The organism is Brevundimonas sp. DS20, assembly GCF_001310255.1.
Classification (GTDB): domain Bacteria; phylum Pseudomonadota; class Alphaproteobacteria; order Caulobacterales; family Caulobacteraceae; genus Brevundimonas; species Brevundimonas aurantiaca.
In genome coordinates, this window is the sequence record NZ_CP012897.1 from 1,449,278 (window position 1) to 1,475,040 (window position 25,763).

General features: G+C 66.6%; 18 protein-coding genes. 8 read left to right on the plus strand and 10 right to left on the minus strand.

The window, feature by feature from the left end:
• Positions 1-59: 59 nt before the first annotated feature.
• Both kduI and JL11_RS06935 read right to left on the minus strand, forming a co-directional pair.
• Positions 60-905, minus strand: a complete 846-nt coding sequence (kduI, locus tag JL11_RS06930) for a 5-dehydro-4-deoxy-D-glucuronate isomerase (RefSeq protein ID WP_054766859.1) — start codon at positions 903-905, stop codon at positions 60-62.
• Between the two features lie 50 nt (positions 906-955).
• The gene (locus JL11_RS06935) at positions 956-3,274 is read right to left on the minus strand and encodes a glycoside hydrolase family 88 protein (RefSeq protein ID WP_082382625.1); all 2,319 of its coding nucleotides are present in this window, start codon (positions 3,272-3,274) and stop codon (positions 956-958) included.
• A gap of 235 nt (positions 3,275-3,509) precedes the next feature.
• On the opposite strand from JL11_RS06935, the gene JL11_RS06940 reads away from it, so the two are divergent.
• The gene (locus JL11_RS06940; protein ID WP_054765014.1) at positions 3,510-4,910 is read left to right on the plus strand and encodes a glycoside hydrolase family 28 protein; all 1,401 of its coding nucleotides are present in this window, start codon (positions 3,510-3,512) and stop codon (positions 4,908-4,910) included.
• Positions 4,911-5,009: 99 nt separating this feature from the next.
• On the opposite strand, the gene JL11_RS06945 is transcribed toward JL11_RS06940, so the two are convergent.
• From JL11_RS06945 to rhmD, 8 genes are all read right to left on the minus strand, one after another.
• The gene (locus JL11_RS06945; protein WP_054765015.1) at positions 5,010-7,742 is read right to left on the minus strand and encodes a TonB-dependent receptor; all 2,733 of its coding nucleotides are present in this window, start codon (positions 7,740-7,742) and stop codon (positions 5,010-5,012) included.
• 155 nt (positions 7,743-7,897) lie between these two features.
• On the minus strand, positions 7,898-9,361 hold the full coding sequence (locus JL11_RS06950) for an oligogalacturonate lyase family protein (RefSeq protein ID WP_054765016.1): 1,464 nt from the start codon (positions 9,359-9,361) through the stop codon (positions 7,898-7,900).
• A 23-nt stretch (positions 9,362-9,384) separates the two neighbouring features.
• A complete protein-coding gene (locus JL11_RS06955; protein ID WP_054765017.1) occupies positions 9,385-11,664 on the minus strand; it encodes a hypothetical protein in 2,280 nt (759 codons plus the stop codon).
• Positions 11,664-12,926 carry a sugar MFS transporter gene (locus JL11_RS06960; RefSeq protein WP_054765018.1) on the minus strand — a complete coding sequence of 421 codons (1,263 nt, stop codon included), beginning with the start codon at positions 12,924-12,926 and terminating at the stop codon, positions 11,664-11,666. The genes JL11_RS06955 and JL11_RS06960 overlap by 1 nt, the downstream gene beginning before the upstream one ends.
• 62 nt (positions 12,927-12,988) lie before the next feature.
• A complete protein-coding gene (locus tag JL11_RS06965) occupies positions 12,989-13,891 on the minus strand; it encodes an amidohydrolase family protein (protein ID WP_054765019.1) in 903 nt (300 codons plus the stop codon).
• Between the two features lie 10 nt (positions 13,892-13,901).
• Positions 13,902-14,654: an SDR family NAD(P)-dependent oxidoreductase gene (locus JL11_RS06970; RefSeq protein ID WP_054765020.1), complete on the minus strand. Its 753-nt coding sequence runs from the start codon at positions 14,652-14,654 to the stop codon at positions 13,902-13,904.
• The gene (locus JL11_RS06975; RefSeq protein WP_054765021.1) at positions 14,651-15,499 is read right to left on the minus strand and encodes a fumarylacetoacetate hydrolase family protein; all 849 of its coding nucleotides are present in this window, start codon (positions 15,497-15,499) and stop codon (positions 14,651-14,653) included. The genes JL11_RS06970 and JL11_RS06975 overlap by 4 nt, the downstream gene beginning before the upstream one ends.
• Before the next feature lie 19 nt (positions 15,500-15,518).
• Positions 15,519-16,712, minus strand: a complete 1,194-nt coding sequence (gene rhmD / locus JL11_RS06980) for an L-rhamnonate dehydratase (protein ID WP_054765022.1) — start codon at positions 16,710-16,712, stop codon at positions 15,519-15,521.
• Between the two features lie 167 nt (positions 16,713-16,879).
• On the opposite strand from rhmD, the gene JL11_RS06985 reads away from it, so the two are divergent.
• The 7 genes from JL11_RS06985 (at position 16,880) to JL11_RS07015 (ending at position 25,704) form a co-directional block, all read left to right on the plus strand.
• Positions 16,880-17,659 (plus strand): IclR family transcriptional regulator, encoded by a 780-nt coding sequence (locus JL11_RS06985; protein WP_054766861.1) that lies wholly within the window; start codon positions 16,880-16,882, stop codon positions 17,657-17,659.
• 29 nt (positions 17,660-17,688) lie between these two features.
• Positions 17,689-18,450: an SDR family NAD(P)-dependent oxidoreductase gene (locus JL11_RS06990; protein WP_054765023.1), complete on the plus strand. Its 762-nt coding sequence runs from the start codon at positions 17,689-17,691 to the stop codon at positions 18,448-18,450.
• A 9-nt stretch (positions 18,451-18,459) separates the two neighbouring features.
• Positions 18,460-19,593 (plus strand): FMN-dependent L-lactate dehydrogenase LldD, encoded by a 1,134-nt coding sequence (gene lldD, locus JL11_RS06995; protein WP_054765024.1) that lies wholly within the window; start codon positions 18,460-18,462, stop codon positions 19,591-19,593.
• A gap of 84 nt (positions 19,594-19,677) precedes the next feature.
• Complete coding sequence (pelA, locus tag JL11_RS07000) at positions 19,678-20,985, plus strand: pectate lyase (RefSeq protein ID WP_054765025.1); 1,308 nt, start codon at positions 19,678-19,680, stop codon at positions 20,983-20,985.
• Between the two features lie 95 nt (positions 20,986-21,080).
• Positions 21,081-21,641, plus strand: a complete 561-nt coding sequence (locus JL11_RS07005; protein ID WP_224761307.1) for a sigma-70 family RNA polymerase sigma factor — start codon at positions 21,081-21,083, stop codon at positions 21,639-21,641.
• The gene (locus JL11_RS07010) at positions 21,638-22,576 is read left to right on the plus strand and encodes a FecR family protein (RefSeq protein ID WP_054765027.1); all 939 of its coding nucleotides are present in this window, start codon (positions 21,638-21,640) and stop codon (positions 22,574-22,576) included. The genes JL11_RS07005 and JL11_RS07010 overlap by 4 nt, the downstream gene beginning before the upstream one ends.
• A 110-nt stretch (positions 22,577-22,686) precedes the next feature.
• A complete protein-coding gene (locus JL11_RS07015; RefSeq protein WP_054765028.1) occupies positions 22,687-25,704 on the plus strand; it encodes a TonB-dependent receptor in 3,018 nt (1,005 codons plus the stop codon).
• Positions 25,705-25,763: the final 59 nt, after the last annotated feature.

The window sequence follows — 25,763 nt, forward strand, 5'->3', positions numbered from 1 at the left end:
CAATGGCGCGTCAGCCGAACAAGGTCGCAGGGCCGCCTGCGGAGACGCCAACCAGGCGGCTACTTCAGCTGGCAGAGATCCAGCTTGTCCATATCGGCATAGTCCAGGTTCTCGCCGCCCATGCCCCAGATGAAGGTGTAGTTGGAGGTGCCTGCGCCCATGTGGATGGACCACGGCGGGCTGATCACCGCTTCGCCGTCCTGGACGATGATGTGGCGCGTCTTGTCGGGCTGGCCCATGAAGTGGAACACTCGGTCTGTTTCGCTCAGGCCGAAATAGAGATAGGCCTCCGATCGGCGGTCATGCAGATGGGGCGGCATGGTGTTCCACACCGAACCGGTCTTCAGCACTGTAACGCCGAGCAGCAGTTGGCACGACTTGACCTTGCCCGGCACGATATACTGGTAGATCGTGCGTTCGTTGGAGGTCTCCAGCGCGCCCATCTCCAGCGGCGTCGCCGCCTCGATGGGGATCCTGACCAGGTCGTAGCGGGCGTGGGCGGGGGTTGAGACCAGATAGAACCGCGCCGGATCAGCCGCGTCGTCGGAGCCGAGGATCACCTCGGCCGCGCCCATCGGTACATAGAGGCCGTCACGGAAGCCCAGTCGCACGGTCTCGCCGTCGATGATCGCCGAGCCTGCGCCCCCGATGTTGACGACGCCCAGTTCCCGGGCGTGCAGGAACGGCTTGCCGGCTAGGGAGGCCGGCTCTGAGTGGCGGGGCAGGGACAGCGGCGCGTCGGTCGGAACGGCGCCGCCGATGATCAGCCGCTCATGATGCGAATAGTTGAGGCTGATCCGGCCGGGCTGGAACAGGCCGGACACCAGATAGCGGTCGCGCAGCTGCTCATTGGTGGCGCCGTCCACCATGTCCGGATGAGTGGCCTGATAAACCTTGTCGTACATCTTGTCGTACATGTCGCTCTGCCTCGGTTCGGGGGTGGGATTTGCCGCGTTCAGGGCGCCGGACGGAAGTCGAAGGCCTGGTCGGCGACGAAGGCCTCCCATGACCGGCGGTCGGGGAAGTCGAGGCCGCGGGACCAGGCCGAGCCCATATAATAGACGAAGGGCCGGCCCGGCGTGACCCGCACCAGCATCAGATAGTTGTCCGCATCCTCGGCGAAGCCTTCGACCATCGACGGGTCGGCGACGACGGCTATGCCCAGGCTGCCGTGCTCGGGATCTTCCGGCTCCCAGAACATGATCCGTCCGTTTGCGGCGTCGCGGGTGACGAAGCCGGCGCCGTTGGCGTTCCGTCGCTTTGAGATGCCGATGCCGACGATCAGCGGGGCGTCGGAGTTCGAATTGAGCGTCGAGGTCATCCGGGTGAAGTTCGACCCCAGCGGCAGGCTGAACGCCCGCGTCTCCCAAACGTTGCGGACCACATCGACCGGCCAGGGGCGGTAGGTCACGCTGAACCGGGCCTCATCGCCGCCGGTGCGGGTGATGGCGTGGGCGGAGAAGTTGCGGCTGGTCCACAGCTTGTTATCGTACCAGACGCCCAGGCCCCCTGCGCCGCGGCCGCGGCCGACGTCGTAATAGTCCAGCCCTTCACCCCGATCGACGTGGTAGTTCGGGAACTTCAGCTGACGGTCCATGAAGGGATAGCGGACCCGCTTGGCCCAGACGTCGATCCCCGACCCGGACGGCGGTTCACGCCCCTCCAGGGCCGGACCATAGATGCGATGCGCGACCCGGTCGTTCTCCCACAACAGATCGTCCAGCCGATCGGGCGCGAAGCGGGCGACGGCGCGCGGCGTCTGCAGATCCGCCGGCGGCGGGACCAGCGGCGCGATCGTCGAGGGGCGGCCCAGGACGGCGGGATCATAGGACAGGGCGGCGGTGGCCCGCATCTCGGCCTCGCGGCGGCGGGTCTCTTCCGGTCCCCTCACGGTGACCGGAGCGGGCGGCGTCGGCGTGGTGGCGGCGATCACCTCAGCGGTGTCCCGCGCAGGCTCCGGCTCGGGCAGGGACTGGGCCGATCCGTTCAGATCGGCGATCTCCAGCCCCGCCAGGATGTAGGTTCCGGTGGCGTAGAGGCCGGCGTCGTCCGCCGCCGTCGAGACCGGCTGGTCCCCCGTCTTCTGGGCGGCGCCCAACAGGCCGCTGGGCAGGACATGACGGTTCAGTGCGGCCCAGCCCTTCAGCACGTGGGGCAGATAGGCCTCTCGGTCCAGCAGGCCGTGATTGACGCCCCAGGCCAGGGCGTAGACGTAGAAGACCGAGCCGGAGGTTTCAGCCTCCGGATAGGCCCCCGGGTCCAGAAGGCTGGCGCGCCAAAGCCCGTCGTCTTGCTGCAGCTCGGCGATCCGTCCCGCCATCGTCTGAAACAGATCGACGTAGAAGGGGCGGCTCGGCAGGTCGGCCGGGACCGATTCCAGCCAGCGCGCCAACCCGCCCATGACCCAGCCGTTGGCCCGCGACCAATAGATGCGGTCGCCGTCGGCGTCGCGGTGGTCCTGGTCCTTGAATCGTTCGTCGCGCAGGAACAGGCGCTCCTCTGGGACCCAAAGCCGATCGGCCGTGCGCCGCCACTCCTTGTCGGCGGCGTTCAGATATTTGGGGTCGCCTGTGATGGCCGACATGCGCGCCAGAACCGGCGGCGCCATATAGAGGGCGTCGGCCCACCACCAGACCAGGGCGGGCGTCTCCTCCGCCCGCGCCAGATGGGGAATCTGCCAGTCCAGCCTCTGACGCAGAGGCATCAGAACGCCTTCCTGGCCGCGTCGCGCGTAAAGCTCTTCGTACAGATCGCCGATGGCGATGTCGTCGGCGTTCAGCAGGGTCTTGCCGGACCGGCCCCCCCGCAGGCTGTAGTTATAGTGGTCGGCGACGGCGCTGAGGAACCGCAGCGTCTTCGGATCTTCCGTCACCCGCGCCAGGCGCGCCGCCCCCACATAGAAGGTCGCAGCCACCCAGTTGGACGACATCTGCGTCAGATTGCTGCCGGTCGACAGAGCGATCGGCTCGGCGGCCATGGCGGCGATCTGGGACGAGGCGACATAGTCCACCGCCGCCATCGTATCGCGGCGGGAGGGCAGGCCGGCGGCTTCCGTATAGAGGGTCGCCCGGGGCCGCGGGCTCAGCCAGTCCGCCTCGACGCCGGGCGGCAGTGCGGCTGCGCTCGAGGCGATGGCCTCAGACGCGGCCGGGGTCGGGGGCGGGGTTTGGGACGCCGTCTGGGCCAGGGCCGGGCCGGTGAGGACGAGGGCGGTGGTCAGGCCGGTGGTCAGGGCGGTCGTCAGCGCCAGACGGGTGCGCGAGGGCAGGGGCATTGGCTTTCCTCCGGCGGCGCGTGAAGGCGTCGCTCTCTCTTCGTTGTCGTTTGCGCCGGCGCGCGTGGTAACCGGTGTCTTTCCTGTGCGGCGCACGGCCGCACGCGCCGCTTCGGCTTGCCAGGACCATACCGTCCGCTATCGTGAGACGAAAGAGCAGAATATGGGAAGCGGCTTTCTGCGGTCAAATGGCCGCGCCCGGCTCCTCCCTTTGCACAGTGCGAAAAGGCCCGCCATGAATCGTCGATCCCTGCTTCACCTCGGCCTGACCGGCGCTCTGACCTCGGCGGCGCCCGCCCTTCTGCCCGCCGTCGCCCGAGCGCAAGGCGGAAAAATTCATGATGCAGCGGACTTCGGCGCCGTCGGAGACGGCCAGACGATCAATACGCGCCCGATCCAGGCGGCCATCGACGCTGCGGCGGCCGAGGGCGGCGGCACGGTGGTGATCAGGCCCGGCCTCTACCTGTCGGGTTCGCTGTTCGTAAAGTCGGGCGTGACCCTGATGATCGGGCGAGGGGCGACGATCCGGGGCCTCAAGGACATCGCCGCCTATCCGATGATCCGGACCCGCGTGGCGGGGATCGAGATGGATTGGCCGGCCGCGCTGCTCAACATCTATCGTCAGCAGAATGCGAAGATCACCGGCGAGGGGCTGGTGGACGGCGACGGCCAGGTCTTTTGGGACAGCTATTGGGCGTTGCGGCGCGACTATGATCCGCGCGATCTGCGCTGGGCCGCCGACTATGACTGCCGCCGCCCGCGTCTGATCCATCTTTATGAGGCGGATCAGGCGGAGGTCTCGGGCCTCAATCTGGCGCGGTCGGGCTTCTGGACCGTCCACGTCTGCTATTCGCGCGACGTCACCGTTTCGGACCTGATCATCCGCAACAACATCGGCGGGCGCGGCCCGTCCACCGACGGGGTGGACATCGATTCCTCGGAACGCGTGCTGGTCGAGCGGTGCGACATCGCCGTCAATGACGACGCCCTGTGCATCAAGGCCGGGCGCGACTGGGACGGGCTGCGCGTGGCCCGGCCCTGCCGTCAGGTGCGGGTGAAGGACTGTGTCGTGCGCGACGCCTTGGCCGGCATGACCTTCGGCAGCGAAACCTCCGGCGGGTTCGAGGACATCGAGGTCTCGGGCCTCAGGATCGAATATCCGGTGCCGCTGGGGATCTTCTTCAAATCGGGCCACACGCGCGGCGGCGTCATCTCCAACATCCGCCTGCGCGACATCCATCTGCAGGACGTGCGCACCCTGTTCCGGGTCAACCTGAACTGGTACCCCAACTACAGCTACGCTCGGATTCCGCCGGGCGTCGCGGACGTCCCGGACTATTGGCGGGCGCTGGCGACGCCGGTGCCCCGCGACCGAGGCGTGCCGCGCATCCACGACGTCCGCCTGTCCGACATCAAGGCCGTGGGGGGCAAGGTTGGGTTCGAGGCCGCCGCCTATCCCGAGGCGCCGCTCAAGGACTTCCTGTTCGAGCGCCTGGACTGGGACGTTCACGACGCCGGGACCATCGCCAACGCCGAGGACTGGCGCTTCGTCGACTGCAACATCGACACCCTGGACGGCAAGGCGCCGCGTGTGACGGATTCGGTGCGCGTCACGGGTCTGCGTGACAGGGCCTGAACCCAGCCTCCCACGGCCAGGCCAGGCGACAAAAAAGCGGGCCCGGAGCATTGCGCTCCGGGCCCAGTCAATTGCGCTGAAGAGGTCAGAGAGGGAAGGTCAGTACTTCCAGCGCAATCCCACGGCGATCTCTCGGCCGGTGTGACGGTAGTCGGACACGCGGTCCGCCACATCGACATAGCGATCGTTGTATTCGTCGGTCAGGTTGATCCCTTCCAGGGAGAAGGTCAGGTTGGGCGTGATGTCGTAGGACATCGAGGCGTCCAGATAGACCGTGTCGTTCATGCCTTCCTCGGAGTTGCCGTTGCTGCCTGGGAAGGACATCAGATAGCTGCTGCGATAGGCGGCCGAGGTGCGCGCCTGGAAGGGGCCCTTCTCGTAATAGAGGGTGGCGTTGACCGTATTCTTGGACTGGCCCGTAAGGCGGTTCTTGCCGGCGGCGCCGTAGTCGACCTCGGAGTCCACATAGGTGAAGTTGCCGATGAAGCCGAAATTCGACCAGAAGCCAGGCAGGAAGGTGAACGGCTGCTGATACTGAATCTCCAGCCCGTGCAGCGTGCCGCCCTGGCCGTTCAGCTTGCGCGTGACCTGGAAGACGTCCGTCGGGCGCGCCGCCCCCTGCAGCAGTTCGTCCGGCAGGCCAAGGTCGCTCCACACGATTGATTCCGTCACCGAGGTGATGAAGCTGTCGATGTCCTTGTAGAAGACGGCGGCGGCCAGCAGGCCCTCGTTCTGGAAGTACCACTCGACCGACATGTCATAGTTGGTGGCGCGGAATGGATCGAGCAGCGGATTGCCGTAGGAGACGGTGCGGGTGGTGGGCGAAACGCCGCCGCCGGGAGTCAGATCGCCCAGCGAAGGCCGCGACATCACCTTGGCCGCGCCCAGCCGGATCACCAAGTCTTCGCGCGGCTCGATCGCCAGGTTGAACGACGGCAGAACGTCGTCATAGTCATTGTTGGCGGTGACGTATTCATAGGTCGGACCGGCCGGGGTGGTGATGGTCTGCCAGCCCTTGGATTCGACCTCGGTCCGGGCGTAGCGAACCCCGACGTTGCCCCGCACCGTCACGGCGCCCAGCTGGGTGTTGAAGTCGGTCTGAACGAAGACGCCCTGATCGGTTTCGTCCACTTCCCGCTCGCTGCGGTTGGGGGTCAATGGGTCGTCATAGACGCTCAGGAAGTCGGCGATCTTGCCGATGTCAGGCACGATGAAGTTGAGGCTGGAGCCCGCCGGCACGCCGATCTTGCCGTCGATGCTGACGACCTTGCCGATGGAGTCGACCCCGGTCAGACGGTCCGCGCCGACGGTCGCGGTGTTGGCCCGCGAAACACCGAAGTTGCTGAAACCATAGGTGCGGTATTCGCCCCCAAATTTGAAGGTGACCGCGTCGGACCAGTCGTATTCCAGCGCGCCGGCCGCGACCTGGTTGTCGAAGTCGCCGCCGCTGGTGCTGCGGGTCGCCTGGATCAGGGTGAAGTCTTCGCCCGAGGTGGTGTCGAAGCCGTAGTTGATCAGCGGCAGACGGTCGTCGCCTCGGAAGTCGATGGTGTAGCCGTCCACATCCGACTGCTCGAAGGCGTAGGCGACGTTCAGCGGGGTGCGAGCCTCCGACTTGTTGGCGCCCAGCTTCAGATTGCCGCGGAACCGGTCGGTGAAGTCGTGGCGGACGTTCAGCGAGGCCTGGGCGAAGGTGCTCTCATTTCGCGTGAAGCCGTTTTCCGACCGCACCAGGACATTGTCGAACACGCCGTAGGAGAAGGCGTTCTTGGAGGCGTCGATCGCATAGTCGCGCACGACGACGCTGTTCACCGCCGCGCGGCTGAAAGACCAGGCCTCCAGGTTCGGGCTTTCGAGTTCGGAGTTCAGGCGCGACCACAAAAGGTCCAGCGCCACCTCGGTGCGGGCGCTGGGCCGCCATTGAAGGGCGGCGGTCACGCCCAGGCGGTCCTCCTGGGTGTTGCCGAAGGTGTAGCGCGGAATGCGCGGATAAAAGGCGTTCAGCACCTCGGTGCGTTGGGCCGCCGTGTTGCAAGGGATGCAGCCGCCGAGGTTCTGACCCACGCCGTAGGGCCGGCTCGCGTCGCCCCGCTGCCAGCGGGTGGTGTTGAAGCTTTCCAGGATCGGCGACCGCTCGGAATAGGCGGCTGAGATCAGGGCGCCGAAGGTGCGGTCTTCATTGGTCCAACTCAACAGACCGGCCAGGCGCGGCACCGTCTTTTCGGACAGGTCGTTATAGGAGCCCTGGACCGACAGGGCCGAGTTGAGGCCGCTGCCGCCGAAATCCATCGGCCGGCCGGTCTGCAGATCGACCGTGGCGCCCAGGGAGCCTTCTTCGATCTCAGCCGACTGAGTCTTGCGGACCTTGATGCTGTTGAACAGCTCCGAGGCGAACATGGAGAAGTCGAAGCTGCGGTTGCGACTGCCGCCGGACGCCGCCTGAGCTTCCAGGCCGTTGATGCGGGTGCGGGTGAAGTCCGAGCTCAGGCCCCGGACCGAAATGGTCGTGCCCTGGCCGTTCACCCGGTCGATGGTCACGCCGGGCAGGCGCTGGATGGCTTCGGCCAGGTTTTGATCCGGAAAATCGGCGATGTCCTCGGCCAGGATGGCGTCCACGGCGCCGGCTTCGCTGCGCTTGATGTTCAGCGCCTGCTGAAGGCTGGAGCGGAAGCCGGTGACGACAATGTCCTCGACCTGGGCTGCGGGCTGATCGGCGACCCCTGTCGGCACGGGCTCCTGCGGCGCCGTTTGCGCAACGGCCGGCAGCGCCAAAGACAGCGCCGCAAGGGATACGCCGACGGCCCACGAATTGCGGAGGTTGATCCGTTGCATCCTGTTCTCTCCCCATCCGGCGTCTGTGGCACCGGTGTCATTTCTTGGTATGGCGTCGCACATGATCGGACGCGCAACGTACCGTTTTGTGCAACAGCTTCTCGTATTTTGCAATACGTGGCGGATTTAGCCGGGCAAGGCTGGTTTGCGCCCTGTCAGTTTCGGGCGACAGAGGCCGCATAGACGTGATTGCGACCGTGCATGTTGGACACGAACAGCACCCACCGTCCGTCCGGCGTGAAGGTGACGTTGGGCTCCAGCCGATAGTCGTGGCGGCCCATGTCCACCAGCCGCTCGGTCCGCAGATATTCGACCGAGATCAGGTCGTCCTGATCGCTTTCGGGGTCATGATCGACCACCGGTTCGGGGCGCAGAAGCACCAGCCATTTGCCGTCCGGCGCATGGGCGACCATGTCTGCGTCGCCGCCGTCGCCGGCGAAGAAGCTCCCGTCGGGCGAGCTGTTGAAGTGCACCGACCAGCTGTTCTGCTCCAGCCGGCGATAGACGCGCTTTCCGGTTTCCAGGTCCACGGACGCCACCCAGAAGACCTGACCCCGCGGCGTCTGCAGATCGTACAGGACCTGGCGTCCGTCAGGACTGAACCACTCGTGGCCGAAGATTTCGAAATTCATCGTCCGCTGGTGCAGTTTGCGCAGGTCCGCGCCGTTCGTCTTGATCGTCCACATGCGATCGACCCGGCGCCAGGGCCCTTCGTGCGAGAAGATGATGCGCTCAGGGTCGGTGGGCGAGAACTGCGGATGGTTCAGCCAGTCTCTGGCCGCATGGACGACGCGGCGTTCGCCGGTCCGCAGATCAATGACGAACAACTCCATCGGCACGCGCGCGGCCCAGCGCTGAAGCATCCGCACGCCCTTGGCCTTGGCGAAGTTCAGCGGGCGGCCGTCGGGGCCGACGGCGGCGTACTCGGCCTGTCCTGCGCGGCGATTGCGCGGATCGGCGGCGTCGGGCTGGAGCGGCGCGTCGCCATAGGCCACCGTCCCGACCACCAGGGTCTCGTCGGCGTTGATCGAACTGAACTGGCCCTGTTCGATCCGGGCCAGACGTCGGGTGCGGCCCGTGTCGATATCGACGGCGAACAGGGTGCGCGGCCGATCGGTGGGCTGGCCTTCGCCGGCATCAGAGACAGTATAGTAGGCGGTCCGCGTCTTGCGGCCCGTGACCATCAGGTCCGCGTCCGGGTCGGCCACCAGCACAGAGCGTCGAAAGCCGTTGTCGAGCTCGACCTTGATGATGCCCTGGGGCGAGGAGAAGAGCAGAACATCCCCCTGGGGCGTGAAGCTGTTGCGGTAGAAGTAGAGCTTGCTGCCGCCCTCGTCCCCGGACAGGCGCACAATGCGATGGCCGGTCTTGGGGTCAATCCAGTCGGTCGGAACCGGCCCCTCCCAGGTCGGCCAAGGCGGCGGCGCTTCGCTGACCTGATGAATGGGCGGGGCGGTGTTGGGCGCGGGGAAGACCGGCGCGCCGGCCGGCCCGGCCTGGGGCGGCCCAGCCTGGGCCGTCGTGGCCTGGGTCGTCGCGGCCTGGGCCTGGCCGGCAAGCACGCCGGCGGCGGGGCCGGCCAACAGGGCCTTCAGGGCGGAGCGTCTGGAGGTCGTCATGGGGGCGATCCTGTCTTTCGGGTTCAGGGGGCGGGCGTCAGGCCTTCGACCCGCACGGTCCAGCCCTCCTTGGGGAAGCCGGGCGCATGGCCGCTGGACCCGTCCCATCCGGCGGCCATCAGGCCGACAGCCATGAGTAAGGAGCCGTTGGACGGGAAGTAGGTCTCCGCCGCGCGACGATAGCCGGGGCCGTCGGGATTGACGGCCATCCGGACTCCGCCGGCGCCGGCCGAGACGGGCACCAGCTCGTCGGCGTGCTCGTCCAGATGGACGCGCGGCGTCATGCCGGTGACGCCCCACTGATTGTTCTTCAGGTCCGCGAACAGCCAGTCCACGGCCTTGTCGGGTTCACCCAGGCGGGCGGCGGTCATGGCCATCATGGGGAAGTCCCATCCCCAGGTCTGGCGCACGTCCCAGTTCCGCTCCACCGCTTCGAAGGTGCGGCGCATGGCGGCCGGGTCGATCCGAGCGCCTGGGATGAAGCCGTACGCCATTAGGAAGGAGGGGTGGTCGCGGTTCTTGCATTGAGCCGCCGCAGCGTGTCTGCGGCAGGCGTCGGACATTGCGGTCTCCCAGAAGTCCGGCACGTTTTCGACCGGCAGATAGAGGCCGTCCTTCATCGGCGGCGGCGCCATCCTGGCCAGGGCCTGATCCCAGTCGGCGCGGCGGGCCTGGCCCTTGCGCTCGCGCCAGGCCTGCGCGGTTTCCAGCCCCCAACGGAAATACTCGACCTCGAAGGCGGGGTTCACCGTGGTCAGGGGATCATAATTTTCCTGCGCCGGAATCATCGGCGGTCCCAGGTTCAGCCGGCCGTCGCGTTCTATGGGCCAGGAGGCCAGGAGGTCGGCGGTGGCCTCGACCAATTCGCCGTATCGATCCAGTACGGCGGGATCCCTCTCAGCCCGCCACACCAGCTCGGCGAGCAGGATCGGATGCGGCTGCTGCCACATGATGAAGGGCGAGACCAGGCTGGGGCTGTTGCGGCCCTCGGGTCCGACCATCTTGGGCCACCAGGCGCCCTTGACCCGGTGGCGGGCGGCCTCGGCGCGGGCCTGGTCCAGATGGCCGACATACCAGGGCAGACTCCGCTCCAGCATGTCGGCATGGCCCCACATGGCCTGCCAGCCGGCGTGCCAGGGGTGCATTTCCAGGTGGAACTTGCCGTACCAGCTGTTGGAGAACAGACCCTCTTCCTGGGGCGGCAGTTCGCCGGCGCCGTTCAGGGCCGAGAGGTATTGCGACAGGACCACGCGGCGCTCCAACTCGGATGCGCGGGGATCGGTGGAACCGCTGAAATCCACGGCGCCGCCCTGGGTCCAGAAACCGTTCCAGTGGGCGGCCGTCGCCTGGACGCCGGCGCTGTAGGCCGGTGTCGCGGGCGCTCGCTCCTGCTGATCGAAGCGGACCATGACGGTCAGCCGGTCGCGACCGGCGGCGCCCGCTCGAAAGGCGTCGGCGCCGGTTTGCTCGATCTCACCGGAAGCGGTGATGCCGGAATAATAGCGCGTGTCGTCCAGGGTGCGGCGAATGCGGACGTCGCCCGCGTCTTGGGCGACGACGGTCAGGCCTTGGGCTCCCGAGGCGTCAAACGACGTCGGATCGGGATTGATGGCGGGGGCGACGCTTGGATAGCGGATCTGAACGCCCAGGCCTCGCGTGGAGACCAAGGGGGAGACGATCTCGACCATAACCATGTCCAGGCTCGGGTGGACGCGGGTGACGACCTCGACCGGCTGGCCGTCATAGGTGAAGCGGCTGGTCAGGGTCCCAGACCACAGGTCCAGCGTCTGGCGGGTATGAGCGACCTTGGCGAAGTCCAGCGGCCTGCTGTCGGCGAAGGTCAGGCCGATGCGACTGAGAGAGAACCGATGCGGATTGGCCCGCAGCCAGGTGTAGGCGGGCTGGGTCTCGGCCACCGCCCACGACTTCATCCAGGCATAGGGTTGTTCCCCCCGTCCCGGCACGGGCACGTCGATCAGGCCGTCCTGTTCGGTATAGCCGTTCGGATTGGGAAAGCTGTGCCAGGCCCACTGCGCCATGGTCAGCAGGGGGGACAGTTCCGAATACTGCTCCGGAAAGGTCTGCAACCCCGTGATGTCGGCGGTGAAGCCCAGGTTCCCATTGCCCAGCATGATCGGCGCATGAGGGTCTATCGAGGTCAGCGTCACATTATGGCGCGTGACCAGGGCGTGTCGGTCGATCGGCGCGACAGGCGCGACGGTGACGGGCGCGACTGTCTGGGCGCAGGCCGCAGTGGGGCCGGCCAGCAGGGTGAAGGCGAGAAGGGCGGCGCGGAAACCCATCACTTCGCCTCCGCCTTCAGCCCCAAGCCTGCGCCCTTCCATCCGTACCAGGCGACGACCGCGAAACAGATCGCCGGCATCAGGAAGGCGACGTTGGCGCCGTAGAGGTCGGCGATCCTGCCCATCGGCCACGGCAGCAGCACGCCGCCGCCGATCGCCATGACCATCAAGGAGGACGCCCGTTTTGTGCTCGCGCCCAGTCCGGTCGTGCCCAATGCGAAGATGGTCGCGAACATCGTCGACATGAAGAAGAAGACGGCGATCAGGGCGACCGGCGACACGACATTGATCCCGGCCGCCACGATCAGGGTCAGGACGACATTGATCAGGCCATAGGCCGTCAGCAGGGCGCGCGGCCTGACCCGGAGCAGCAGGGCGGTGGCGAAGAAGCGGCCGACCAGATAGCCGATCGCGGCCAGGGACAGCATGAAGGCCCCCTGCTGCGACGTCAGGCCCTGCCAGTTGTGGGTGACCAGATTGATGAAATAGGCGCCGATGCCGACCTGGGCGCCGATATAAAGGGCCTGGGTGATCACGCCGGCGACGAAGTGCGGCTGTTTCGACAGGGGCAGGGCGGGAACGTCGCCCTCGGCCGAGCCATGGTCCGACAGGCCGGTCTCCGGCAGGCGGGCGCGCCAGACGGCCAGGGCGAACAGGATCACCCCGACGGCGATCAGGCCGTAGACGATCTGGATCGAGCGGGTCGCCCCGCCCAGGGCCTGGGTCGTCGTCGGGCTGAAGAAGACGGCGCCGCCGATCAGCGGCCCGAAGAAGACGCCCAGGGCGTTGAACGACTGGGCCAGGTTCAGGCGCTGAGACGCCTTGGCCGGATCCCCCAGGACGTTGACATAGGTGTCGGCGCTGGTTTCCAGGATGCACAGGCCGGCGGCCAGAACGAACATCGAGCCGACGAAGGGCAGGAAGGCGCCCGCGCCCGCCGCCGGGATGAACAGCAGAGCGCCGATCGCGGTGACGGCCAGGCCCGAGACGATCCCGAACTTGTAGCCCCGGGCGTGCAGCAGCATGCCCGCAGGGATCGACAGCAGCAGATAGGCCCCGAAATAGGCGATCTGCAGCCATGCGCTGTCGGCCTGGCTGATGCTCAGCGTCTCCTGGAAATGTTTGTTCAGCACGTCCAACAGCCCATAGGCCAGGCCCCAGATCAGGAAGCAGGCGATGGCGAAGGCCAGGGGGCCCTTAAGCGACCCGGCGGGTTTGGCCAGGCCTCCGGGGGTGTGGGCGGCGTCGGTCTCGATGACCATGGGAACTCTCCTGGTGTTTTCTCGGGGCCCGGCCGTCTTGTCGCGGCCTGGGCGGGTGGATGTCAGATGCGGTAGATCGCCTCGGCGTTAGCGGCGAACAGCCGGTCGCGCTCGTCGGCCGAGAAGTCGGCCGTGATCGCGTCGAAGGCGGAATAGAAGGCGTCGAAGGTTCCGTGGACCCGCTCGACCGGGAAGTCGGAGGCGAACATGGCCCGCTCGGTCCCGAAGGCGTCGATACACTCCAGGACGACGGGGCGAATGCTGTCGGGGGTCCAGGCGCGGTCGGTGATGCCCAGGCCGGAAATCTTGATCGACACCTGGGGCTGGGCGGCCAGCAGGCGCAGACCCCGCTTCCAGCGTTCCATTCCCGTCGCGTCGCGGTCGGTCGGCAGCCCGGCGTGGTTGACGATCATCGGGATCTCGGGGTGGCGCGCCGCGAGGATGGCGGCGGTCGCCATCTGCGATGGATAGAGCTGAAGATCGAAAGACAGGCCGTATCGGGCCAGTTTGGCGAGACCCTCGACCCAGGTCGGATCGCGCAGCAGATCGCGCGAATTATAGGTCTTCAGTGGATCTTCGTGCCAGCAGACGATCTGGCGGATCCCGCGCACGTTGCGACGGGCGGCCTGGGCCTCCAGTCGGGCGTCCAACTCCGGATCCAGAAGGTCGGCGCCGGCGACGATGGCCTGGGGATAGCCCCTGGCGTCGGCCAAGGACTGAAGCCAGTCGGTCTCGGCCAGGTGCTGACCGACGGGCTGACCGGCCTCGACATGGACGATCTTGTCCACGCGCCAGCCGGCCGTGTCGGACAGATAGTCGTCCAGCAGATAGTTCTTGTGCGCGATGGACGACATGTCCCCGGCCGGATTGTTCGGCAGGGGATCGTCCTGAAGCCAGCCGTAGCGAGCGCGCGACAGGTCCCACAGATGGACATGCCCGTCGACGATGCGAAGGTCCGACGCCACCGTCAGCGCCCTAGTAGGTGGTGCGCCCGCCGGACGTGTCGAACGTCGAGGCGGTGGTGAAACTGCATTCTTCGGAGGCCATGAAACAGACCATGGCCGCGCTTTCCTCGACCTCGCCCAGACGGCCCATCGGAATCTTGGAGCGCATGTAGTCGACCTGGCTCTGGGGCAACTGCTCCAGGATGGGGCTTTCGAAGGTGGCGGGGGTCAGGCTGTTGGCGATGACGCCCTTGCCGGCCAACTCCTTGCCCAGGGACTTGGTGAGGCCGATAACCCCCGCCTTCGACGCCGAATAGGCGCTGGCGTTGGGATTGCCTTCCTTGCCGGCGACCGAGGCCACATTGACGATCCGGCCATAACCGTTGGCCAGCATGAAGGGCACGATGGCGCGGCAGCAATAGAAGACGCCGTTCAGGTTGATGTCCACGACCCGTTTCCAGCTGTCGATCGGAAACTCCTGCACCGGCACGGTGGCGCCGGTGATGCCGGCCGACGCGATCAGAATATCGATGCGTCCGTCCAGAGCTTGGGTCGAGGCTTCGGCGGCGGCGGCGACAGCCTCAGGATCGGAAACGTCCAGCGCGACGACGTGGGTCGCGCCGACGTCTTCGGCCGCCGCCTTAAGTGCTTCAGAATTGAGGTCCCACAGCACGACCCGACCGCCTTCGGCCACGATGCGGGCGGCCGAGGCCTTGCCCAGGCCCGAAGCGCCTCCCGTGACGACGGCGGTACGACCCGCAAAACGGCCCTGATAGGCGCTCATCGCGTCCACTCCACGAAGGTCTGGCCCTGTTCGCCGAGCTTCTGGATGCCCAGACGGACCGTGTCGCCGGCCTTCAAATAGAGCGGCGGCTTCTGGCCCAGGCCGACGCCGGGCGGGGTACCTGTGGTGATCAGATCGCCGGGCTCCAGCGTCATGAACTCCGACAGATAGGACACGATCTCGGCGACGCCGAAGATCATGGTCTTGGTGTTGCCGGTCTGCATGCGTTGGCCGTTCAGATCCAGCCACATGTCCAGGTTCTGAACGTCGCCCACCTCGTCAGTCGTCACGAGCCAGGGGCCGACGGGGCCGAAGGTATCGCAGCCCTTGCCCTTGTCCCAGGTGCCGCCGCGCTCGGTCTGGAACGCGCGCTCGGACACGTCATTGATCAGGACGTAACCGACGACGTGATCCAGGGCCTCCTCCTTGGTGACATAGGAGGCGGTCTTGCCGATGACGACGCCCAGTTCGACTTCCCAGTCGGTCTTCTCAGACCCGCGCGGAATGACCACATCGTCGTTCGGCCCGTTCAGGCAGGTGATGGCCTTGGTGAAAACGACGGGTTCTTCCGGGATCGGCAAATTCGATTCCTCGGCGTGATCCGCGAAGTTCAGGCCGATGGCGATGAACTTGCGGCTGCCGTTGACCGGCACGCCATAGCGGGGGTCGCCCTCGACCAAAGGCAATGTGGTCGGGTCGATGGCTTTAAGCGCGTCAAGCGCCGGGCCGTGCAACTGGTCAGGGGTGATGTCGGCGATGACGCCCGACAGGTCGCGGATGCGCCCTTCGGTGTCCAGCGTGCCCGGCTTTTCCTGGCCCTTGGGGCCGTAACGCAGCAGTTTCATGAGACGGGGGGACTCTCGACTAGCGGGCGTAGGGGCGGTGCAGGGCGATGTCGCGGTTCAGCTCCACGCCGAAGCCTGGCGTGTCGGGAACCTTGAGCCTGCCGTTGACCGGCACGGGTTCGCCGATCAGCTGCGGATGGAACATGGGCACGACCTCGTCGGCGCCGGGGGCCATCATCAGGAACTCGGCGAAGGGGCTGTTATGGCGCGTGACGACGAAGTGGTAGGAATAGACGCTCGATCCATGGGGGATCATCAGCACGCCCTTGGAATCGGCCAGGGCGGATATCTTCTGCAGTTCGGTGACGCCGCCGCACCAGCCGACGTCCGGCTGGATGATGTCGCAGCATTCCATCTCCAGCAGCATGCGGAAGCCCCAGCGGGTCGCCTCATGCTCGCCGGTGGTCACCAGCATCCCCTTGGGGGCGTTCTTCTTCAGCGCCTGATAGCCCCAGTAGTCGTCGGGGCTCAGCGCCTCCTCGATCCACTTCATACCCAGCCTGTGCGCCTCATGCGCCAGGCGGGTGGCGTAGTTCAGGTCCAGCGCCATCCAGCAGTCGAACATCAGCCAGAAGTCGTCGCCGCAGGCGTTCCGCATGGCCTCCAGTTCGGCGAGGTTCTTCTTCAGGCCCTCCTCGCCCTCGGCGGGGCCGTGGTGCAGGGGCATCTTGCCGCCGATGAAACCCAGTTCCCTGGCTTTGTCGGGCCGGGCGCCGGTGGCGTAGAAGGTCAGTTCGTCGCGCACGGCCCCGCCCAGCATGGCGAAGACCGGCTCCTGGCGCAGACGGCCCAACAGGTCCCACAGGGCCAGATCGACGCCCGAGATGGCGTTCACCACCAGACCCTTGCGGCCGTAATACTGGGTCGAGAAATACATCTGGTCCCAGATCTTCTCGACCTCGGACGGATCGCGGCCTTCCAGGAAACGGGCCAGGTGTTTTTCGACGATATAGGCGGCGGGTTCGCCGCCGGTCGTGACCGCGAAACCGACGACGCCGTTCTCGGCCTCGATCTCGACCACCAGCGTGCCCAGCACATTGATGCCGAAGCTGCGGCGGCTCTGACGATACTCGGGATATTTCGCCATGGGCGTGGCGATATGGTCGTCGATCCAGTGGCCGTCGCCCTGATCGTGATAGTCGGCGCCGCCGCCGGTCCCGTCGTTTTTAACGACGAAGGCGCGGACATGCTTGATCCGGGGCAGGCGGCTCATTGCGGACCAGCCAAAAAGCGGCGATCCGCTCCCATATTTCGGGATTTCACTGGCTTTCCTCCCTGCGACACGCCAAGGTTCCCTGCATAGCTTTGGACGACTTGCGCGTTTTGCTACATTCTGAGAATGAGGATTACGAAATGGGACGAACGGCGTCAATCAAGACCATGCAGGTCGCAGGTGAAGACGAGGCGGGGGCCAAGGCGTCCGGCAGCCAGACCCTGCTGCGCGGTCTGGATGTCATCGACGCCTTGATCGAAGGCTCTCTGCCGCTGGCCGAACTGTCGGAAAAGCTGGATCTGACCCGCAGCACCACCCACCGTCTGGCCTCGGCCTTGGTCGAGCGTCGTCTGCTGTCGTTCCGGCCGCGCGAGGGCTATTCCCTGGGGCCGAAACTACTGGAGCTGGGTCACGCCGCCAGCCAGCAGATGCATCTGCCGCGCGTCGCCCGACCCTGGCTGGAGCAGCTGTCGGCCGCCACGGACGACACCGTGCATCTGGGCGTGCTGGACGGCCGTCATGCCCTCTATCTGGACAAGGTGGCCGGGCGTCGCCGCATCAACATCGGTTCGCGCCTGGGCGAACGTCACCCCATCGCCTCGACCGGCCTGGGCAAGGCGCTGATCCTGGACAAGACCGAGGCGGAGTGGATCGACTTCTACGCCGAGCCGGACGCCAAGTTCGACTCGGCCGCCCGCGCCGTCTGGCTGGAGCGGATGCGCGGCTATGCCCAGAAGGGCTACGCCTTCGATCTGGAGGAGAACGAAGACCAGATACGCTGCGTCGCCGCTCCGATCCGCTCAGTCGACGGCCGAATCGTCGCGGCCCTCAGCGTGTCCTCGGCCGCTCAATACATGTCCGACGCGCGAATGAGCGAACTGACCAAGACGGTGACGGAGGCCGCTGACGCCATCAGCGCCGACCTCGGCTGGTCGCCCAAAACCTGATCCAAACCCACAGAACCGCTGGAGCCCCCATGCTGCTTGAGAACAAGGTCGTCCTGATCACCGGGGCGTCGCGAGGCATCGGACGGGCGACCGCGATCGAGGCCGCGCGCCAGGGCGCAGACGTGGCGATCAACACCTTTCGCGACGCCGAGGCCGCCGCAGATGTCGTCGCCGAGATCGAGCGGCTGGGCCGCCGGGCCGTCGCCGTCGATGGCGACGTGGCCCTGCCGGACAGCGCCGCCGACTTCATCGACCGGTCGGTCCAGGCCCTGGGCCGGGTGGACGTCTTCGTCTCCAATGCCGGGATCTGCCCCTTCCACGCCTTTCTGGACATGCCGGTGGAGACCCTGCGCCGGACCATGGAGGTCAATCTGCACGGGGCCTATTTCATGACCCAGGCCGCCGCCAACCAGATGGTGAAGCAGGGCGACGGCGGGGCCATCGTGGCGATCAGCTCCATCTCCGCCCTGGTCGGCGGCGAGATGCAGACCCATTACACCCCGACCAAGGCCGGGGTTCACAGCCTGATGCAATCCTGCGCCGTGGCCCTGGGCCAATACGGCATTCGCTGCAACTCGGTCCTGCCCGGCACCATCGCCACCGACATCAATAAGGACGACCTGTCCGATCCCGCCAAGCGGACCTATATGGAAGGGCGGATTCCGCTGGGGCGGCTGGGTCGGCCCGAGGACATCGCCTCGGTGGTCGCCTTCCTGGCTTCGGACATGGCGGGCTACATGTCCGGCGCCGCCCTGCTGGTCGACGGCGGGGCCTTCGCCAACTTTCAGTAAGACAGGCCCATGATCATCTCGTCGCCCAGCGATTACCGCGAGGCCGCGCGGCGCAAGCTGCCGCCCTTCCTGTTTCACTACATCGACGGCGGCGCCTATGCCGAACACACCCTGCGCCGCAACGTCGAGGACTGGAGCGACGTCGCCCTGCGCCAGCGGGTGTTGCAGGACATGTCCAGCCTCAGTCTGGAGACGCGGCTGTTCGATGAAACACTGCGCCTGCCGATCGTCCTGGCGCCGGTCGGCCTGACGGGCATGTACGCCCGGCGCGGCGAGGTGCAGGCGGCCCGGGCGGCGGCGTCGCGCGGCGTGCCCTTCACCCTGTCCACCGTCTCGGTCTGTCCTATCGAAGAGGTGGCGCCCGCCATCGACCGGCCGATGTGGTTCCAGCTCTATGTGCTGCGCGATCGGGGCTTCATGAAGAACGCCCTGGAGCGGGCCAGGGCGGCGGGCGTCAAGACCTTGGTCTTCACCGTCGACATGCCCACCCCCGGCGCCCGCTATCGCGACGCCCATTCGGGCATGAGCGGGCCCAACGCCGAGATGCGCCGCATGATCCAGGCCATGACCCATCCCGCCTGGGCCTGGGACGTCGGGGTGAGGGGGCGGCCGCACGACCTGGGCAACGTTTCCCGATATCTGGGCAAGGCGACGGGTCTGGCCGACTATATCGGCTGGCTGGGCGCCAATTTCGATCCGTCGATCTCGTGGAAGGATCTTCAGTGGATCCGCGACGCCTGGGACGGTCCCATGATCATCAAGGGCGTCCTGGATCCCCAGGATGCGCGTGACGCCGTGGCCTTCGGCGCCGACGGGATCGTTGTGTCGAACCATGGCGGGCGTCAGCTGGACGGCGTTCTCTCCTCGGCGCGGGCCTTGCCGGCCATCGCCGACGCGGTTCAGGGCGACCTGAAGATCCTCGTGGATTCCGGCATCCGCAACGGCCTAGACGTGGTGCGGGCTCTGGCGCTCGGCGCGGACGCCGTGATGCTGGGCCGGGCCTTCATCTACGCCCTGGCGGCGCGGGGGCAGGCGGGCGTGGGCGACCTTCTCGATCTGTTCGAAAAGGAGATGCGCGTGGCCATGACCCTGACGGGAGCAAAGTCCGTCTCCGCCCTGGATCGCACTCTGATCGTGGCGTGACGGCGCATGGCCCGCCAACCGGGGGGCGGTTGCGTCTCATGTTTCATTATGTAGAAGTGTTTCCAAAATATTGGGAGTACGCTCGTGAGTTCTGTTTTTACCCGATCCTTCGCCGCCTTGGGGGCTCTGACCCTGGTCGCCATGGCCGGAGCGCCGGCTGAGGCCGAGGTTCTTCGCCTGAACACCCCGGCCGTTGGTCTGACCATTGATCGGATCGGCGCCCTGCCGGATGGGGAGCGCGGCGCCTGGGTCGAGTATCTGGCTCGTTCCCAGGCCCAGCATCTGGCGGACCGGGCGGCTCTGGCCGCCGAACTGCCGCCGGGCGCCACCCCGCCGCCGCCGCCTCAGGCCGTGGGGCCTAGCCAGTACAACATGCCTCTGGACCGGCCGTCGAATTGGTACGGATCGGCGCAGGCCCGCCGGATCGCCGACGCCATCGTCAGCTTCCAGACGCCGGCCGGCGGGTGGAGCAAGAACCAGGATCGAACGATCGCCCGTCTGCCTGGTCAGCGGTTCTCGAACGACGCCGAGACCATGGAGCAGAATCCGGCCAATTTCGACGCCCCCGCGGACCGGTTCTGGACCTTCGTCGGCACCCTCGACAATGAGGCGACCTGGACTGAGATGCGCTTCCTGGCCAAGGTCGCGGCCCACGCCCCGGACGCCCAGGGCGACGCCTGGCGCGCCAGTATCGAGCGCGGCGTGCGCTATCTGTTGAACGCCCAATATCTGAACGGCGGCTGGCCGCAGATCTGGCCTCTGGAAGGCGGCTTCCACGATTCCATCACCTTCAACGACAACGCTGTCGCCAACGCCGCCATGCTGCTGCGGGACGTGTCGCAGGGACGCGAGGGCTTCGACTTCGTTTCGAACGATTTGAAGTCCAGGGCAGGGGAGGCGACGCACAAGGCGGTCGAAGTCATTTTGGCGGCCCAGGTGCGTCAGGGCGATCGCCTGCTGGGCTGGCCTCAGCAGGTGGAGCCGATGCGCCTGGTTCCGACCAGCGCCCGCAACTATGAGCCTCGCTCCATCGCCAGCGGCGAAACCACCGACATCCTGATCTTCCTGATGCGCGAGCCGAACCCTTCCGCCGAGGTCAAGGCGGCCGTGCGCGGCGCGGCGGCTTGGCTGGAGGCGGTCCGGGTCTATGACAAGTCGTTCGAAATGACAGATCAGGGCCGCAAACTGATCGACAAGCCCGGCGCCGGTCCGATCTGGTCGCGCAACTATGATCTGGTGACCGGACGGCCGATCTTCGGCGACAAGGACCAGACCATCCACGACGACGTGAACGAGATTTCGATCGGGCGGCGCAACGGCTATTCCTGGTGGATCACCTCGCCGCAACGGGCGCTTGATCTGTACGCCGCCTGGTCGGCCGAGAACGGCTGATCGGGGGCGTCCGGCCGTCGAACTTTTTCCTCCCTCGTTCGGCGGCCTTTGACGGAAACGGCCGCGCCGCTCATCGTCATCAGATGGAGGGGCCTGTGGCGACCAGACTGAGCATTCCAAGCGAGGAGGCCGTGCGCTGGCTGGCGCGCGAGGTTCTGCCGCATGAGGCGGACGTCCGCCGCTGGCTGGCCCAGTCCTTGGTCGCCGCCTCCGAAACGGATGATGTGATCCAGGAGGCCTATTGTCGACTGGTCGATCTGGACGATCCAGGCCGCATCCGCAGCCCCCGCGCCTATTTCTTCCAGACCGCCCGGTCGATCGTTCTCGAACAGCTGCGTCGGCAACGCGTCGTCCGCTTCGAAACCGTGACGGAAATCGACGGTCTGAACATCGAGTGGGACGAACCGTCTCCGGAGCGTATTGCGGCCGGGCGCAAGGAACTTGAACGCGTGATGCAGATCATCAGCCGTCTGCCCGACCGATGCCGGCGCATCTTCGAGATGCGGCGCATTCTGGGTCTGTCGCAGCGGGAGATCGCACGCCAACTGGGCGTCAGCGAGAATGTGGTCGAGAACGAAGCCGCGCGTGGGCTGAAGGCGATTCTGGCCGCCTTGGCCGCCGAGGAGGCGCCGGCCATGACGAGGCGCAAGGCATGAGCGCTTCCGACCTGAATCCGATCGATGCGGAAGCGGCCGCCTGGGCGGTGAAGCTGGATCGCCCGTTGCCGGATTGCGAACGCTCGGCCTTGGAGAACTGGCTGGCCCAGGATCGACGTCACCGCGGAGCGCTGGCGCGAGCGCAGGCCGCCTATTGTCTAGCCGCCGCGCCCGCCCAGGCGGCAGAACCCGGGGCGCCGACAGAGCGGCCGGCTCGGCGCTGGGTCCTGGCGGGCGCGGCCGGCGTGGCCGCCTCGCTGGCGGCCGGCGGTGTTTTCGTCTCGGCCCTGCAACGCCAGCGACTGTCCACTCGTCTGGGCGAGATCCGCCGGGTGCCCCTGGAGGATGGATCTCTGGCCGCGATCAACACCGATACGGTGGTCGAGGTCAGCCTGAAGCCGCGCCGCCGCGAGGTCGCGATCGAGCGCGGCGAGGCCTGGTTCCAGGTCGCCAAGGACGCCGCCCGCCCCTTCGTCGTCGAGGCCGGCGCTGTGCGGGTGCAGGCGGTCGGCACTGCCTTTTCCGTGCGCCGCAAGACCATCGGCGCCCAGGTCATGGTGACCGAAGGCGTCGTCGAGGTCTGGAGCGTCGACGACCCCGGCGGCGCGCGGCGGCGCGTCAAGGCGGGCGAACAGGTCTTCATCGGCGACAAGGCCGGCGCGGCGCGTCCCGTCAGCCGCCCCCTGGAGGCGGAGCGCGCCCTGGCCTGGCGCGACGGTCAGGTGGTGCTTGACGGCGACACGGTCGCCGCCGCCGCCGCCGAGTTCAATCGCTACAACAGCCGCAAGATCATCATCAGCGACCCGGCCCTGGAGGGGCGCCGTGTGGTGGGCTGGTTCCGCACGAACGAGCCCGACAGCTTCGCACGGGCGGTCGCCGTCGCGCACGGCGCATCGGTCCAGGTTGCCGACACCGTCATCGTCTTGGGCGGCTGAAGAAGAAAAATGACGGGCGCGTGACGGAAAGTCCGCGCCTGAGCATCGCTTGAATGGAACCCTCGTCAGAAGGGTCCGGGAACAGGAAACAGATAAGGGAGGGCCTGCGCATGCCATTCGCGCCAAAATTCGACGCTCGCGCGTCGCTCATGATCGCCGTCAGCACCATCGCCCTGGCTTCGGCCGGAGCCGCCCACGCCCAGACGCGGCAGTTCAACGTGCCGGCCCAACCCGCCGCGACCGGCGTGCCGGCCTTCGCCCGGCAGGCGGATCTCCAGCTCCTGGCGTCCTCTGACGCCGTGGCGGGGCAGCAGACCGGCGCGGTTCAGGGGGTGCTGACCGTGCAGCAGGGCCTGGACCGACTGCTCGCCGGCACCAACCTCGTCGTCGCGTCCAACGACGGACGGACCGCCGTCCTCGCCCGCGACACCCGCGTCGCCCAGGGGGATGAGACGCAGGATCCGGTCTCTGAAGTCGACTCGATTGTGGTAACCGGTTTCCGCGCCTCGCTCAGCAGCGCCCTGACGACCAAGCGCCGCGCCAACGGCGTCGTGGACGTCATCAAGGCCGAGGACATGGCCGACTTCCCGGACGCAAACCTGGCGGAATCCATCCAGCGGGTGCCGGGCGTCTCCATCGCCCGCGACGCCGGCGAGGGCCGACAGATCACCGTGCGCGGCCTGGGACCGCAGTTCACCCGCGTGCGCATCAACGGCGTGGAGGGTCAGAGCACGGCCTCGGGCACCGACAGCTCGGGCGGCGCCAACCGCAACCGCGCCTTCGATTTCAACGTCTTCGCCTCGGAACTCTTCAACAGCATCACCGTGCGTAAGACCGCCTCGGCCGAGACGGAGGAAGGCTCGCTGGGCGCCACCGTCGATCTGCAGACCGGCCGGCCCTTCGACTACGCCGGCGCCAACCTGGTCCTGTCGGGTCAGTACGGCTACAATGATCTGTCGCAGGAATGGGACCCCCGGTTCGCCGCCTTGGCCAGCAACACCTGGATGGACGGCCGCCTGGGCGCCCTGGTCTCGGTCGCCTACACCAAGCGGCGTCTGCTGGAGGAAGGCCACGGGTCCGGCGGCTGGCTGAACGGAACCGAGGCGGGCGGATACAACCCGGCTTCACCCTTCGCCGATGCGCGCCGGGCGGACGTCTATTCGCCGCGCTTTCCCCGCTACGGCCGTCTGACCCATGATCAGGAGCGGTTGGGCCTGACGGGTTCGCTGCAGTTCCGCCCGCAGGAACAGACGCTGATCAACCTTGATCTCCTCTATTCCGATTTCAAGGCGACGCGGCAGGAGAACTGGCTGGAAGCCCTGTCCTTCGCCCGCAACGCCTCCCAGGGCGGCCGGCCTGAAATCATCGTTCGCGACGGCGTCATCGATGCGAACGGCGACATGGTCTATGGTCTGTTCGACGACGTCGATGTGGAGACCGAAACCCGCTTTGACGAGCTGGACACCAAATACACCCAGGCGACGCTGAGCCTGGAGCACGACTTCAGCGATCGCTTCCGGGTGAAGGGTCTGGTCGGCTACTCCAAGTCGGACTTCGACAATCCGATCCAGACCACGGTCATCCTGAACCGCGAGAATTCGGACAACTATTTCTACGACTACCGTGAGAACCGGAACGCGCCGCTGATCGGCTTCGGCTATGACGTCACCGATCCGCTGGCCTATAATTTCGGCGCCGCCCGCTCGGAAATCCGTCTGCGGCCTCAGGGCGTGACCAACACCATCAAGACGGCCCAGTTTGACGCCGGCTATGATTTCAATCCGTCCCTGACCCTGAAGGCCGGCGTCAACTACAAGGAATATGAGTTCGATTCCTGGGCCTTGGCGCGGGTCAACGAAGGCGTGGTGCCCCAGCTGCCGGCCGGGGTGACCCTGGCCAGCCTGACCGAACTGGTCAGCGGCTTCGGCCGGAACCTGGATGCGCCGGCCGGAACGGTCACCAGCTGGATCGCGCCGAACCTTCAGGCCTTCGCCGACCTGTTCGACATCTACAGCAACACGGGCCTGTTCGAGCTGAGCGGGGCGTCCAACAGCAATGCGCGCGGCAATATCCGCAGCGTGACGGAGAAGGATTCGGCCGCCTATCTGCAACTGGACTTCAGCACCGAACTGGCCGGCGTGCCGATCCGCGGCGACGTGGGCGTGCGCTATGTGAAGACGGAACAGAGCTCGACCGGCTATCAGCTGGTCGCCGGAGCGGCGCAGCAGACGACGGTGGACCGCGACTATGACGACGTCCTGCCCGCCCTGAACGTCACTGCTGAAGTGACGCCGGACTTCCTGGTCCGCTTCGGCGCGGCCAAGGTCATGACCCGCCCGAACCTGGGCAGTGTCACGCCCGGCGGCAGCCTCAGCACCGTGGGCGTCTTCAGCGTCAGCTCGGGCAACCCCTATCTGGACCCCATCCGGGCCACCACCTACGACCTTTCGGCCGAGTGGTATTTCGCGCCGGAAGCCCTGCTGTCGGTCGGTCTGTTCTACAAGGACATCGACAGCTACATTCAGACGTCCAGGATCTCGCGCCCGTTCAATGAATCGGGTCTGCCGCTCGAACTGCTGAACGGCCTGGGGGTCTCGCCCAGCGACGTCTTCCTGTTCAGCCAGCCGGTCAACACCGAGGGCGGTCCGCTGAAGGGGATCGAAGTCAGCTACCAGCAGCCGTTCAGCTTCCTGCCGGGACCCTTCGACAATCTGGGCGCCATCTTCAACGTCACCCTGGTGGATTCCAAGATCAGCTATATCTCGTCGCGGTCCCCGACCGGCTTTGTCGAGAACGACCTGATCGGCCTGTCGAAAACGGCCTATAACGCCACCCTCTATTACGAGGACGATCGGTTCAGCGCCCGCGTCTCGGCCGCCTACCGCGACCGCTATCTGACGGCCGTGCCCAGCGGGACCAGCACCAACGACATCGACGGGGTGCGCGACATCGTCACTGTGGACGCCTCGGCCTCCTACGCCCTGAACGACCGCATCAAGCTGACGTTCGAAGGGCTGAACCTGACCGACGCCTTCAACGAGCAATATACGGACAGCCGTCGCGACAGCATCTACGTCTATTCGCACACCGGCCGGCAGTACAACTTCGGCGTCCGCTACAGCTTCTAGTCATCCTCTCCCCTCCCGAGGATGGGCGTCGGCCGGTTCGCCGGTCGGCGCCCGCTTTT

What these genes read in the sequence shown, in the direction of transcription:
- JL11_RS06990 (WP_054765023.1), top strand. Translation starts at nt 17,689, where the DNA reads ATGCTGCTTGAGAACAAGGTCGTCCTGATCACCGGGGCGTCGCGAGGC.
- JL11_RS06975 (WP_054765021.1), bottom strand. Translation starts at nt 15,499, where the DNA reads ATGAAACTGCTGCGTTACGGCCCCAAGGGCCAGGAAAAGCCGGGCACG.
- JL11_RS06985 (WP_054766861.1), top strand. Translation starts at nt 16,880, where the DNA reads ATGCAGGTCGCAGGTGAAGACGAGGCGGGGGCCAAGGCGTCCGGCAGC.
- JL11_RS06935 (WP_082382625.1), bottom strand. Translation starts at nt 3,274, where the DNA reads ATGCCCCTGCCCTCGCGCACCCGTCTGGCGCTGACGACCGCCCTGACC.
- JL11_RS06945 (WP_054765015.1), bottom strand. Translation starts at nt 7,742, where the DNA reads ATGCAACGGATCAACCTCCGCAATTCGTGGGCCGTCGGCGTATCCCTT.
- JL11_RS06960 (WP_054765018.1), bottom strand. Translation starts at nt 12,926, where the DNA reads ATGGTCATCGAGACCGACGCCGCCCACACCCCCGGAGGCCTGGCCAAA.
- JL11_RS07015 (WP_054765028.1), top strand. Translation starts at nt 22,687, where the DNA reads ATGCCATTCGCGCCAAAATTCGACGCTCGCGCGTCGCTCATGATCGCC.
- JL11_RS06970 (WP_054765020.1), bottom strand. Translation starts at nt 14,654, where the DNA reads ATGAGCGCCTATCAGGGCCGTTTTGCGGGTCGTACCGCCGTCGTCACG.
- lldD (WP_054765024.1), top strand. Translation starts at nt 18,460, where the DNA reads ATGATCATCTCGTCGCCCAGCGATTACCGCGAGGCCGCGCGGCGCAAG.
- JL11_RS06940 (WP_054765014.1), top strand. Translation starts at nt 3,510, where the DNA reads ATGAATCGTCGATCCCTGCTTCACCTCGGCCTGACCGGCGCTCTGACC.
- rhmD (WP_054765022.1), bottom strand. Translation starts at nt 16,712, where the DNA reads ATGAGCCGCCTGCCCCGGATCAAGCATGTCCGCGCCTTCGTCGTTAAA.
- JL11_RS06955 (WP_054765017.1), bottom strand. Translation starts at nt 11,664, where the DNA reads ATGGGTTTCCGCGCCGCCCTTCTCGCCTTCACCCTGCTGGCCGGCCCC.
- JL11_RS07010 (WP_054765027.1), top strand. Translation starts at nt 21,638, where the DNA reads ATGAGCGCTTCCGACCTGAATCCGATCGATGCGGAAGCGGCCGCCTGG.
- JL11_RS06950 (WP_054765016.1), bottom strand. Translation starts at nt 9,361, where the DNA reads ATGACGACCTCCAGACGCTCCGCCCTGAAGGCCCTGTTGGCCGGCCCC.
- kduI (WP_054766859.1), bottom strand. Translation starts at nt 905, where the DNA reads ATGTACGACAAGGTTTATCAGGCCACTCATCCGGACATGGTGGACGGC.